The organism is Sphingomonas sp. (assembly GCF_039594485.1).
Lineage (GTDB): Bacteria > Pseudomonadota > Alphaproteobacteria > Sphingomonadales > Sphingomonadaceae > Sphingomonas.
This window is the reverse complement of record NZ_JBCNNI010000002.1, coordinates 142,064-153,659: the sequence shown is the minus strand read 5'-3', so window position 1 is coordinate 153,659 and position 11,596 is coordinate 142,064. Positions and strand designations below refer to the sequence as shown.

Here is an 11,596-nt window from a genome sequence, read left to right as displayed (position 1 = left end):
CGCGGCCGTCGCCCAATCCGAAGCGTGCCGCCATTATTGACTGCTGCTAAGTGTCTGGTCCCGACGCGGCCTCCAGCATGTCGAGCAGGACGCGCTGTTGACGGGTGATGCGCCATCCGCCGCGTGTCGAGACGCCGATGCGGCGGACAGTCCCGTCGAGCAGCGGCCCGACCATCGCGAGCCGTCCGTTTTCCAGATCCTGTTCGACCTGCGCTGGCGACAGGAGCGTCAGGTGATCCGTTTCCAGGAGAACGCCTCGCGCCACCAGCGCCGAACCACATGCGATCGACGCATGAGGTCGCGTCGGTGCCGCAGCGAACAGCGTATGCCACGCCGCGGTGAGGGGGCTGTCCGGTGGCCCGACGATCCATGGATGATCGCACAGCTCTGCGACGGTCGGGAGGTCCGGCCCGGCGAGCGGATGCCCGGCGCGGGCGATGATCGCGAGCCGGTCGGTGAAGAGGTCCCGCTGATCGATGTCGACCGGCGGCGGATCGCGTAACGCGCCGACCATGAGGTCGAGGACGCCGTCCCGAAGCAGCGGCAGCAGTTCGCGCCACGATCCCTCGATGACCTCGACACGCACCCCCGGTATGGCGCGGGTAAAGGCCGCCAGCGCCTTCGGCAGCACCCTGACTCGGCACAGCGGCATCGCGCCGACCAGGATGGGACCGATCGTGCCGGGATCGGTCGAGAGTTCGGCCAGCGCGGCCGCGATCTCGCGTTCGGCAAGCCGGATCGCGCGGGCGATCCGCGTGCCCCGCCGGGTCAGGCCGACCAGTCGTCCGCGTCGTTCGAGGACAGGTGCGCCGACCAGGCGCTCGAACTCTCGCAGGGCGCGGTGCACGGACGGCGACGACATGCCTGCGGAGGCGGCCGCACCCGCGATGCTTCCCGCATTGGCGACGTTCAGCACCGCGCGAAGCTGCGAGGTGGTGACGCGCAGTTCGACCCGCGCGCCGGACGGCGAGCCCTGCGCCGCTCCGAAGGCGGACGCCAGGTGCGCCAGTGCCGCCTCGGTCCGGCGCGCCAGCTCGGCCCCGGCCGTCGTGGCGACCAGCCCCGTGGCGCGCCTTTCGAACAAGCGGGTGGACAGCGCCTGTTCGATCTTGGCGATGCCCTGCGTCAGCGCCGGCTGCGACAGCGCCACGCGCGCCGCCGCCGCGCTGAGGGTGCCTTCCCGCACGATGGCGGCCACGCCGCGCAGGTGGCGAAGGTTGAGATCGAAGGGCAGCATCCAATGCGAGGCTTAGCCAAATCCTATGCAGGTGTCAGCATATCGATTGGGATCGTCGCGCTTCGCGTGGCACCTTTCCTGTCGAGAGGAGTGCCGGATGGTCGCAAGGGTCGTGCAGCATGTGGAGCGTGCTCCAGCCGCTGTGGTGGAGGGGCTCGGTGCACTCGGCGTTGCCACCGTGCACGAGGCGCAGGGGCGCACCGGGTTGCTGGGGAGCCGCCTGCGCCCGATCTATCGTGGGGCCCGGATTGCCGGCTCCGCCGTCACGATCTCCGCGCCGCCGGGCGACAATTGGATGGTGCACGTCGCGATCGAGCAATTGCGTCCCGGTGACATCCTGGTGCTCGCGCCGACCAGCCCGTGCGAGGACGGCTATTTCGGGGATTTGCTGGCGACCAGCGCGATGGCGCGGGGATGTCGCGGGCTTGTCATCGATGCCGGGGTGCGCGACGTGCACGACCTGACGCAGATGGGCTTCCCGGTCTGGTCCAGGGCCATCTTCGCGCAGGGGACCGTGAAGGCGACCCTGGGCAGCGTCAACGTGCCGGTCGTCTGCGCCGGTGCAGTGGTCAATCCCGGTGACGTCATCGTCGCGGATGACGACGGCGTGTGCGTCGTCGCGCGCGATCGTGCTGCGGCGGTGCTGGAGCAGGGGCAGGCGCGCGAGGCCAATGAGGAGGCGAAGCGCCGGCGCCTCGCGGCGGGGGAACTCGGCCTCGACCTTTACGACATGCGCGGGAAGCTCGCCGCGATGGGGCTGCGCTATGAGTGAGGGCGTCCGCTGCATGTGGATGCGCGGCGGCACCTCGAAGGGCGCCTTCTTCCTGGCGGACGACCTGCCGCAACAGGCGGCCGAGCGCGATGCGTTGCTGCTCAGGATCATGGGATCGCCGGACCCCCGACAGATCGACGGCATCGGTGGCGCGGACCCGCTGACCAGCAAGGTCGCGGTCGTTCGCCGCTCCAGTCGGCCCGATGTGGATGTCGACTATCTGTTCCTGCAGGTGTTCGTTGACGAGGCGATCGTCACCGATGGGCAGAATTGCGGTAACATCCTGGCGGGCGTGGGGCCGTTCGCGTTGGAGCGCGGACTGGTCGCGGCGGACGATGGAGAGACGCGCGTCGCCATATTCATGGAGAATACCGGCCAGGTCGCCGTCGCCACGGTGCGCACGCCGGGGCGGATCGTCGACTATGCGGGTGCCGCCTCGATCAGCGGGGTGCCCGGTGCCGCCGCGCCCATCCCCCTGGCCTTCCGCGACACGGCGGGGTCCACCTGCGGATCCCTGCTCCCCACCGGCAACGGCGTCGATGAGATCGACGGGGTCAGGGTCACCCTGATCGACAACGGCATGCCATGCGTGGTGCTCGCGGCCGAGGATGTCGGAATTTCGGGCTATGAGGATCGCGACACGCTCGACGCGGACGCCGCGCTGAAGGCGAGGGTGGAGGCGATCCGGTTGCGTGCGGGGCCGCTCATGAACCTGGGAAATGTCGCGGCGAAGAGTGTCCCCAAGATGATGCTGGTCGCCCCGCCCCGCGCCGGGGGGGCGGTGTCGGTGCGCTCGCTCATCCCGCACCGGGTCCATGCCTCGATCGGAGTGCTGGGCGCGGTGAGCGTCGCCACCGCATGCCTGATCGAAGGATCCCCCGCCAGCCGCGTCGCCGGCGTTCCGGTCGGCCGCCGCAAGTCGCTTGGGATCGAACATCCCTCCGGCGTGACCGAGTGCGTGGTCGATGTGGACGATGCGGGTTCGCCGACAGAGGCGGCGATGCTGCGGACCGCGCGCAAGCTGATGGATGGGACGGTGTTCGCATGAACCGGCACCCGCATCCCGGCGACGAATATGATTGCCCGATGACCGTGTGGCTGGTGGCCATCGCCTTCAGCCTGTTGCTGCTCGCTCTGGGCTTCTGGGGCATCTAGGTGCGCACCACCCCGAGGCACATCGACATTCATTGTCATCTCGGCATCCCCGAGGCCGACGCCATCGTGCAGCAGGTCCATCCCGGTCCTCCGCCCGGCATCAACGATTTCGCCTGTCCGCTGACGCTCGAGGTAAGCCGACGGTCGCTTGGCGGCATCGCGTCGCGACTCAACGGGCTGGAAGAGCGGCTGGCCGACATGGAGCGGCTCGGCATCGACGTGCAGGTTGTTTCCCCGAGTCCGGGCCAGTTCTACTATCATGTCGAGCCCGATCTCGGCCGGGAGGCGGCGCGAACCGTCAATGACGGTATCGCGGCCGCCATTGCCGAGCATCCCGACCGCTTCGCCGGCATGGGAACGGTGCCCCTGCAGGACACGCAGATGGCGGTGGCGGAGATGCGGCGCTGCCGACACGAACTCGGCCTGCGCGGTATCGAAATCTCCTCCAACGTGCGCGGCCGCGATCTTCACGCCGAGGAATTGCGCCCGTTCTTCGCGGCGGCAGAGGAGATGGACATGCCGCTGTTCCTGCATCCGCTCGGATTCACCCATGGGGAGCGGATGAGGGACTATTACTTCAACAATCTCATCGGCAACCCGCTCGAGTCCGCTCTGGCGGTCGGCCATCTGATCTTTGGCGGCGTGCTGCACCAGCACCCGCATTTGCGGATTTGCGTCGCGCATGGCGGTGGCTTCCTCGCCAGCTATTGGGGCCGCCTTGACCATGGCTGGCACGCGCGCGAGGATTGCCGCGTCGATTGTCCCCGGCCTCCTTCGAGCTATCTCAGGCAGCTCTGGTTCGACACGCTGGTATTCGACCCGCAGGAACTCGACGCGCTGATCCGCTCTCATGGTATCGACCGTCTCTGTCTCGGGACCGATTATCCGTTCGACATGGCCGAACCCGATCCGGTCGGCTTCCTGGCGCATCTGCCGGAGCCGGCACGCTCGCGCCTGGCGGGTGGTAATGCCGCCGACCTTTTCGGAATCCCGCAGGCATGACCGACGCCGATCCAGGTCGAGCGGCGCGTATGGCCGTCCAACCCCATGACCCGAAGGGTGGCGAGTTCGCCCGGGGGTGGCCGGTCGTTCTTGTCGCCGCGACCGGGACCGGCCTTGGGATCGCGGGTCTTCTGACCTACACCGCCGGGATCTTCGCCAAGGATCTCGGGCCGGCGATCGGGCTGACGCGGACGGCGCTCGGCCTTGCCTTCTTCCTGTCCACCGTGATGCTGGCGGTCGCGATGCCGGTCGTCGGGCGACTCGTGGATCGGCGCGGCCCGCGCGGCGTCGCGGTCGTCGGCTCGCTCGCACTGTCGGTCGGCTTCCTCGCGCTCGGCACCGTCGTCCGATCGAGCGGCGGGTTCATCGCGACCATGGCGCTCATCGGCCTGTTCGCCGCCGGATCGGCACCGGTCGGTTATACGCGGGCGGTGAATGCCTGGTTCGATCGCTCGCGCGGGCTGGCGCTGGGCCTCACCCAGCTCGGGATCGGACTGGCGGGCACGATCATGCCGCCGGTCGTGGCCCTGGTGGTCACGGCCTCGGGTTGGCGCACGGGCTATCTGGTACTGAGCGTCGTTGCCCTGGTCGGCGTCGTCCCCGCGCTTGCGCTCCCCGCCGCGGGGACGGACCGCTCGGCGGTGACCTCGGCCGTGGACGGCCCGCCGACCGATGGTCGCCTGTTCGTGGCGCTGCTCCTCGCCTTCGGCGCCATGGCGCTGTCTTTCGCAGGACTGCTGCCGCACTTCGTGCCGATGCTGCGCGATGCGGGCATGAGCGGGCCCGATGCGGGATTCGTCGCCGCCCTGGTCGGCGTGTCGGTGATCGTCAGCCGCGTGGTCGTCGGGTGGCTGGCCGACCGGATCAGCGCGCCGCGCATAGCGGCCGCATGCTGTCTGTTGTGCGCGGTGGGCTGTGCGGCGCTGGCGTGGCAAGGGGTGGCGCTGGCATGGGCGGGTGCGGTCGCGCTCGGCAGTGCAATGGGCGCGGAAGCGGACCTGATCGGGTATCTGACGGTCCGCTATTTCGGAATCGCGCGCTATGGCCGGCTGTACGCCTTGCAATATGCCAGCTTCATGCTGATGGCGGGCCTCAGCCCGTTGTGGATCGGTGTGGTTGCGGACCGTAGCGGAAGCTACGCCCCACCGCTCGTCATCGCAGCCTGCGGCCTTGTGGTCGCGGCGATCCTGTTCATGCGATTGCCGTCCCCGCCCCCGTCACCTCGCGCATCCGCCTGACCAGCCATTCGATCCCGGGATCGCTGCCTCTCGTCGGATGATACTGGACCAGTTCGTTCAACAGCGGGATGTCGAAGGGCAGGGGCTGGCTGACCAAGGGTAGCGATGCGGAGAAGACGGCGACCAGCCGCTCCTGCAGGACCGCGATGCGGTGCGTGCCGACCAGCATATGTGGCACCGAAGAGAAGTTGGTCGTCGTGACCTCTACGCGTCGCCGCTCGGCATAAGCCTCCAGGTGGCGCTCGGCGAACGAATATTGGCGGTCCATTCCGATACGGACCGCGACGTGACCGGCCGCCAGGAAGTCATCGAGCGTCATGGTTCTCGCGAAGAGCGGGTTGTGGCGCCAGCCCAAGAGCACGTGCCGTTCGACGAACAGCGCCCGCCTCGGCAGACCCGGTGCGAGGAAGACCTCCGGTCCGACGATGAGGTCCAGTTCTCCCCTGTTCAGTCGCTCATGGACTTCCGGGCCGGTGGGGAAGACGTCGATCTTAACGCCGGGCGCCTCTTGCTCCAGGCGGGCGAGCAGGGGAGCGATGACGACCACCATGATATAGTCGGACGTCGCTATCCTGAACCGACGCTCGGATATTGCCGGTTCGAAACCCGTCGTTGATCCGACGAAGCGGTCCGCCTCGCGCACCAGCGCCTCCATGCGGGATCGCAGTTCCTCGGCAAATGGGGTGGGGATCATGCGCCGTCCCACCAGGACGACCAGATCATCGCCGAAATAGACGCGAAGCCGGGCCAGTGCGGCGCTCATCGCCGGCTGCGTGATGTGCAGCCGCTCCGCCGCCGCCGACACGCTGCGCAACTCCAGCAGGGCGTGAAGTGCCACGACGAGGTTCAGGTCCAGTCCCTTGAAACGCATCCGCCACTCCAAGACTTCGTGCCATCAATACTGGTTATCTAAAAAGATAAGATCAATCTATTTTTGTTTATACACGGCGCGGCCTACCTTGTATCCAATAAACAAAAAGGGAGAGGATAGCATGAGAAGGGGCCTTCTGTGCGGCGTGGCGACATTCGCCTTCGTCGGAGCGCCGGGAACCGCGCTCGCGCAGTCTCAGGACGGCCATCCGGCGGCTTCCAAGGCCGCCATCGCCGAGGCGGATGCCGCCACGCCGGGGCAGGATGGGGTAGGGATCCAGGACATCATCGTCACGGCGCAGCGTCGGGCAGAGACGCTGCAGCGCGCCGCGATCGCGGCCACCGCGGTCGGTGGAGAGGCGCTGATCAATGCGGGCGTCAGCGAACCGGCGCAGCTTACCAAGCTGGTGCCCGCGCTGACCGTCCAGCCCGCGGGCGTATCTTCAAGCTTCTTCATCCGTGGCGTCGGCTCGACGGCGATCAACTCGTTTCAGGAAAATGCGATCGCCTTCTCCGTCGGTGGCGTCTTCTTCGCCCGCCCGACCGCGCCGTCCGGCACCTTCTATGATCTGGACCGGATCGAGGTGCTGAAGGGCCCTCAGGGTACGCTCTATGGCCGCAATGCGACCGGCGGCGCCATCAACCTGATCCCGCGCCGACCCGAGCTTGGGCATTTCGCCGCCGATGTCACGGCGGAATACGGCAATTACGACTCCAAGAAGATCCAGGGCGGCATCAACATCCCGCTCGGGTCGATGGCTGCACTACGGATCGCCGGGCAGGTGGTCGATCGCAATGGCTATCTCTCGGACGGATATGATGACGAGAAGACGCAGGCGGTGCGCGCCACGCTGCTCCTTGAGCCTGATGATCGCTTCTCCTTCCTGTTCTCGGCCGACTATGCCCATTTGGGCGGCAAGGGGGTGGGGACCGTGCTCGTTCCCTCGCCCTCGACCCCGAACGTGCCGGATATTTCCCAACGGATCGGTTCGGCCGATCCGCGCATCACGACGATCCTTGAGCAGACGACCTTCAACCAGTTCCGCAACGTCCCACCCTTCTCCTTTCTGCCGCCTGCGGCGATCCGCGCCAGCGTCACCAACCCGGCGCGGGACGGGTTCCAGGACAGTGAGTTCTGGGGCGTCTCCGCGACGGCGAACGGCGACATGGGCTTTGCGGACCTGACCACCACACTCGCCTATCGCAAGTCCAAGCCCGATCTCCTCTCATACGCCCCCGGTTTCCCGAGTCGTTTCACCGAAACGGACGACCAGATGACGGCGGAGGTCCGGCTGTCGTCAAAGAGCGGCTTGCCGCTTCAGTACGTCCTTGGCGCATTCTATTTCTATGAGCAGCAGGACGGATATAACAACTACAACCAGGGCCTGCTGGCCAACACCGAATATCTCCCACGCCTCAAGACGCAGAGCAGGGCGGTGTTCGGACAGCTCACCTACTCCATCGCGCCGTCGTTCCGGCTGGTCGCCGGTGGTCGGTATACGGATGAGGACAAGACGCTGCAGGGCACGGCACGCACGCGGAGCTTCTTCAATCCGAATGCGGCCTTCACGCCCATCAGCGGCAAGCTGAACTTCGGCAAGTTCACCTGGAAGGCGGGCTTCGAATTCGATGCCGCGGAGCGCTCGCTGATCTACGGCAACGTCGCGACGGGCTTCAAGGCCGGCGGTTTCTTTCCGTCTGCGGGCAACAACACCTATCGTCCCGAGACGCTCACCGCCTATACCCTCGGCTCGAAGAACCGCTTTCTCGACAACAAGCTTCAGGTCAATCTCGAGGCGTTCTACTGGCGCTATCGCGACCAGCAGATCAGCTATGTCGGGCCGATCGAGTCGACGCCGGGGAATTTCGCTCAGGCGGGTGTCACGGTGAACGCCGGAAGGGCGCGCATGTACGGCGCGGAGCTTGAACTCCTCGCCCGGCCGACCGGCCGCGACACGCTCGGCGCGACCGTCCAGTATCTGGATTCGAAATATCAGAGCCTGATCTACAACGGTATTTCGAGCAGCGGCGCGCCCTTGCTGACGAACTGCTCGGTCGCGAACGATACCAGGGTGACGACGCCACCGACGCGGCTGTTCATCGTGAACTGCTCCGGGCGACCGGCCGTCAACTCGCCCAAATGGACCCTGAACCTCAATTACGAGCATCGGTTCGACCTTGGTGATTACGAGCTGACCGCCGGTGCCCGCTCGCGCATCGAGAGCGGAAGCTGGTTGAACATCGACTATCTCGACTTCCAGTATCGCGACAGTTCGACGACGAGCGATCTCTATCTGACCCTCAGCTCGCCGGGCAGGCGCTGGTCCCTGACCGGCTTCGTCAACAATGTCGAGAACAGCACGGTGTTCGCCGGCGGGTTGACCCGTCCGATTGTCAACACGTCGCTGCTGACCTTGCGTCCCCCCCGCACCTATGGCGCGCGCCTCAGTATTCGATACTGACGGACACCGGTTCCTTGGGGGGGAGGAACCGGCGAGGTCGGCGGGCCCGAGGGCTCGCCGACCTCACACATTCATGTACGACCAGCGCGGTTTCCCGCATGATCCGAAACTTGTCCTCGGGCGGGAAATATGGACGGATCTGCCGTCGGATGTCGTCATCCCAGGCTTCCGCGGGGCCTTCGGCGACTTCGAACAGGAGGATCGGGCCTTCATATTCGCCGCTTCGTCCACTGCGAAAAAACCAAATCCTCCTTACATCACAAGCTCCAAGCTGTGCCATCAGCGATGACGGCCGACAGCCTCGTACCAGGCGATAATCTCGACGGCGGCATCAGGCGTCTTGAAGTTCAACGCTGTTGACGATGTGCGCCTGGGTATATTCGAGAAGACCCGCCTCGCCGAGTTCGGCGCCGAGGCCGGATTGCTTCACGCCGCGGAACGGAATGCTGGCGTCGATGGCGAGGTGCTGATTGACCCAAACGGTGCCACTGTCGATCTTCATCGCCACATCGGTAGCGCGGGTGAGATCCTTGCCCCAGACGGAACCGCCAAGGCCGTATTCGCCGGCATTGGCACGCGCGATGACGTCGTCGATTTCGTCATATTTCAGGACCGGCAGGACGGGGCCGAACTGCTCCTCGCGGACGAGCGGCGCATCGTCGTCGAGGTCCCGGACGATCGTGGGTGGCATGAAATAGCCCGGCCGGTCGAGCGGCTCACCGCCCGCCAGCACCGTACCGCGCTGCCTGGCGTCCTCGACCAGCGCCTTGACCTTGTCGAACTGCATCTTGTTCTGGATCGGGCCGATGGTGGTGCCCTGCTTCGATCCGTCGTCGACAATCGCCTGCCTGGCCAGCGTCGCAAGCTCGTCACAGAAGTCGTCGTACATGGGGGCTGGCACATAGGCGCGCTTGATCGCGACGCAGATCTGGCCGGCGTTCGTCATCGCGCCCTGATAGATGCGGTGCGCTATCCTGCGCGGATCGACATCGTCGAGGACGATCGCGGCATCGTTTCCGCCCAGTTCCAGCGTGACGCGCTTCACCGTGTCGGCACCCGAGGCCATGACCTTCTTGCCGGTGGCGGTGGAGCCGGTGAAGGCGACCTTGGCAATGTCGGGATGTGCGGTCAGGCGCGGGCCGAGTTCGTTCTGGTCGCACAGAATGTTCAAGACGCCACGCGGCAGGATGGCCTGTGCCAACTCGCCGAACAGCAGCGTGGTCAGCGGCGTCGTCGGCGCGGGCTTGGAGATCAGCGTGTTGCCGGTGAGGAGGGCGGGCCCCAACTTGTTCATCAAGAGAATCAGCGGGAAATTCCACGGCGTGATCGCCGCGACGACGCCCAGGGGTGTGCGATGCTCGACAACGCGGTTGCCGCCCTCGTCGCGCAGCACTTTGGGTTCGACCCGCATCGCCGCGAATGCGCGCAATGTGAAGACGCTGCCCATGACCTCGTACATCGCCTGGTCCAGCGGCTTGCCCTGTTCGGCGGTCAACAGACTGGCGAACTCGCTCGCGCGCGCCTCCAACGCATCGGACAGCCGGTCGATCAGCGCGGCGCGATCGGCCATCGCCATCGCCGACCAGGCGGGCAGGGCCGCCCTGGCCGCCGCGACCGCGCGTTCCAGCATCGCCGCGTCCGCCTTGGGACAGGGCGCCAGACTCGCTCCGGTGGCCGGGTTCACGACGTCGAACGTCTCCGTACCGGGAACCAGTTCCCCGTCGATCAACATGCGATACAGGTGGCTCAAGTTCGTTCTCCTCGGATGGTGTCGGTCGTGTTGAAGATCGGTTCGTATCTCCGGCCCTGAAGGCGACGCTGCGAGCGCCGTGCGACAATGATCTATGGTGCGATCAACACCTTGCACTGGTCCGTCCGTCGCTTCAGGGATTCGAAGATTGTCGGGGTGTCCGCAAGGTTGATCGTGCTGCTCACCAATTTGCGCGGCGCCGCTGCGCCTTGTTCGAGCGCCGCCAGCGAGGCTTCATATTCGGGCACCGTAAAGAATGCGGATGTCACCAGCTTCGCCTCCTTGCCCAGCATTGCGAAGGGGCTGAAGGTATCGGGCTGCGTGCACAGACCGAGCAGTACGATCGTGCCGCGCGGCTTCACCTGATCCACGGCCTGTGCGATCAGGCCCGGTCGGCCGACGCATTCGAACACGATGTCTGCGCCGCCGCCGAGTGCGCGTCCGGCGCTTCCCACCGGATCCTGTGGATCGACGACGAACAGGTCGGCGCCCATCTCGAGCGAGCGCTGCTCCTGAAATGTCGTGATGTCCTGAACCGCGACCGTCGCCGCACCGAAGCGCTTGGCCCAGAATGCCACCCCGAGTCCGATCGGGCCAGCGCCCAGGACAAGCACCTTGTCGCCGGTCTTGAGCCCTGATCGGTTGACGCCGTGCAGCGCCACCGCAAGAGGTTCGATGATTGCCCCGTCCGACAGGCTGAGGTCGAGCGGCAGTGCGACGCACTGGTTGGCGCGCGTTACGGCATATTCGGCATAGCCCCCGCCTTGCAGCCCGAATCCGCTGCACCATTGCACCTCGCCCTTGCGGCAATGGTCGCACGTGCCACAGCTTTTTAGGGGGATCACACTGACCAGATCGCCGACGCGCACGCCGCTCGTATCCTTGCCCAGCGCCACGACCTCGCCCGCGAATTCGTGGCCCAGGACATCGCCATGCCGGCAGCCATAGGTCGGGTCTTCGGTCATGTGCAGGTCGCTGCCGCAGATGCCGCACCGGCCCACCTTTATGACCAGTTCGCCTTCGCCGGGTGTCGGGTCGGGTACCTCCTCTACCGTCAGCGGCGTATGCAGGGCCTGGAAGGTAACAGCTTTCATCGTGACATATCCCAAT

At 66.2% G+C, this 11,596-nt stretch carries 9 protein-coding genes; 5 read left to right on the top strand and 4 right to left on the bottom strand.

Annotated elements, in window-relative coordinates; genetic code table 11:
• Positions 1 to 46: 46 nt before the first annotated feature.
• The gene (locus ABDV78_RS01700; RefSeq protein ID WP_343525444.1) at positions 47 to 1,237 is read right to left on the bottom strand and encodes a LysR substrate-binding domain-containing protein; all 1,191 of its coding nucleotides are present in this window, start codon (positions 1,235 to 1,237) and stop codon (positions 47 to 49) included.
• Between the two features lie 97 nt (positions 1,238 to 1,334).
• Between ABDV78_RS01700 and ABDV78_RS01695 the strand changes: the two genes are divergently transcribed.
• The 4 genes from ABDV78_RS01695 to ABDV78_RS01680 all read left to right on the top strand — a co-directional run bounded on the left by ABDV78_RS01695 (position 1,335) and on the right by ABDV78_RS01680 (position 5,404).
• The gene (locus ABDV78_RS01695) at positions 1,335 to 2,009 is read left to right on the top strand and encodes a 4-carboxy-4-hydroxy-2-oxoadipate aldolase/oxaloacetate decarboxylase (RefSeq protein ID WP_343525443.1); all 675 of its coding nucleotides are present in this window, start codon (positions 1,335 to 1,337) and stop codon (positions 2,007 to 2,009) included.
• On the top strand, positions 2,002 to 3,057 hold the full coding sequence (locus ABDV78_RS01690) for a 4-oxalomesaconate tautomerase (protein ID WP_343525442.1): 1,056 nt from the start codon (positions 2,002 to 2,004) through the stop codon (positions 3,055 to 3,057). Before ABDV78_RS01695 ends, ABDV78_RS01690 begins: the two co-directional genes overlap by 8 nt.
• 107 nt (positions 3,058 to 3,164) lie before the next feature.
• A complete protein-coding gene (locus tag ABDV78_RS01685; RefSeq protein WP_343525441.1) occupies positions 3,165 to 4,166 on the top strand; it encodes an amidohydrolase family protein in 1,002 nt (333 codons plus the stop codon).
• A 29-nt stretch (positions 4,167 to 4,195) separates the two neighbouring features.
• Entirely contained in the window at positions 4,196 to 5,404 is a 1,209-nt protein-coding gene (locus ABDV78_RS01680) for an MFS transporter (RefSeq protein ID WP_343525440.1), read from the top strand.
• Here the strand turns inward: ABDV78_RS01680 and ABDV78_RS01675 are convergent.
• On the bottom strand, positions 5,358 to 6,275 hold the full coding sequence (locus tag ABDV78_RS01675) for a LysR family transcriptional regulator (RefSeq protein ID WP_343525439.1): 918 nt from the start codon (positions 6,273 to 6,275) through the stop codon (positions 5,358 to 5,360). The two genes, ABDV78_RS01680 and ABDV78_RS01675, sit on opposite strands and share 47 nt — an antisense overlap.
• Before the next feature lie 121 nt (positions 6,276 to 6,396).
• On the opposite strand from ABDV78_RS01675, the gene ABDV78_RS01670 reads away from it, so the two are divergent.
• Positions 6,397 to 8,736, top strand: coding sequence for a TonB-dependent receptor (locus ABDV78_RS01670; protein WP_343525438.1), 2,340 nt, complete (start codon positions 6,397 to 6,399; stop codon positions 8,734 to 8,736).
• A gap of 331 nt (positions 8,737 to 9,067) precedes the next feature.
• Here ABDV78_RS01670 and ABDV78_RS01665 read toward each other — a convergent pair whose 3' ends face one another.
• Entirely contained in the window at positions 9,068 to 10,486 is a 1,419-nt protein-coding gene (locus ABDV78_RS01665) for an aldehyde dehydrogenase family protein (RefSeq protein WP_343525437.1), read from the bottom strand.
• A gap of 92 nt (positions 10,487 to 10,578) precedes the next feature.
• Entirely contained in the window at positions 10,579 to 11,580 is a 1,002-nt protein-coding gene (locus ABDV78_RS01660) for an alcohol dehydrogenase catalytic domain-containing protein (protein WP_343525435.1), read from the bottom strand.
• Between the last annotated feature and the right edge of the window lie 16 nt (positions 11,581 to 11,596).